Origin of the sequence: Kitasatospora sp. NPDC093558 (assembly GCF_040683475.1) — a bacterium.
In the GTDB taxonomy this organism is placed as follows: domain Bacteria; phylum Actinomycetota; class Actinomycetes; order Streptomycetales; family Streptomycetaceae; genus Kitasatospora.
This window is the reverse complement of sequence record NZ_JBFBDY010001303.1, coordinates 1-1,176: the sequence shown is the minus strand read 5'-3', so window position 1 is coordinate 1,176 and position 1,176 is coordinate 1. Positions and strand designations below refer to the sequence as shown.

Annotated in this window: 1 protein-coding gene; it reads left to right on the top strand. The window is 80.3% G+C overall.

Features of this window, described 5'->3' with window-relative positions; genetic code table 11:
* A partial coding sequence (locus AB0O00_RS40545; RefSeq protein ID WP_363659668.1) for a DUF5682 family protein occupies nucleotides 1-1,176 on the top strand: 1,176 nt, incomplete at both ends.

Below are 1,176 nucleotides of genomic sequence, written 5' to 3'. Positions count from 1 at the left end.
CGGCGCGTCCCCGTCTCCACGGCCGACCTGATCGCCTCCCGGAGCCTCACCGAGGGCCTCGCGGCCATGCGCGGCCACCCCGTGCCGGCCCGCAGCGACGTCCTGGACGGTCTCGCGAGCGCGCTGATCAGCGAGGCGCTGGAGCAGCCGCTCCCGTGGAGCGGAGGCGGCACACTGGCCCCGGGCACCGATCCCGCGGTGGTCGAGATGGTCGCCGTGAGCACCGGCGACCGGGTCGGCCGGCTGCACCCGGACACGCCCGCCCCGCCGCTCGTGCACGACGTCGCGGCCGAGCTGGAGCGGTGCGGCGTGGCCTCCGGGCGCGCGGTGACCGCCGACCTGAGCGATCCGGCCGGGCTGCGGCGCAGCCGGGTGCTGCACCGGCTGCGCGTCCTCGGCATCCCGGGGCACGTCCGCACGGCCGGACCGTCGACCGGGGCGGACCCCGTCTTCACCGAGACGTGGGAGCCCGCCCCGGAGCACGGGCGCGAGGCGGCACTGATCGAGGCGGGCGCGTACGGCGCGCGGCTGGACGAGGCCGCCGCCATCGCGCTCGCCGAGCGGGCCCGGACGGCTGGGGCCGGCGGTGCACCCGGGGCCGCGGGCCCCGCGCTCGGACCCGGCCACGCAGGCGGACCCGGGGCGCCCACAGCGCCCCACCACGCAGGCGCCACGCCCGCCGCCGGGGACCGTGCGCTGTCCCTGGTGCTGTTCGACGCCGTGCTGTGCGGCGCGGACACGCTGTCGGCCGAGCTGCTGGGCACGCTCGCCACCCGTGTCCGGGCGATCGCCGAACTCGGCGCGGCCGGTGAGGTGCTGACGACCGCCCTGCACCTGTGGCGGCACGACCGCGTCTACGGCTCAGCGGGCGGTCCGCTGCTCGGCGAGGTCGTGGACGCGGCCACACACCGCGTCTTCTGGCTCGCCGAAGGCCTGCACGGCGGCACCGGCCCCACCGGCCGCGCACACGGCCGCCCCACCGGCCGCTCCGCCGGCGGCGTCGATCCCGGCCGCCTGCGCGCCGTGGCCGCCGCCCGCGACGCCCTGCGCCACGCCGAGGGCCTGCTGACGCTCCCCCGCGCCGCCGCCCTCGACACCGCCCGCCGCATCTCCGCCGACCCCGCCGCCCCGGCCGACCTGCGCGGCGCCGCGCTCGGCCTGCGCCGCTCCCTCGGG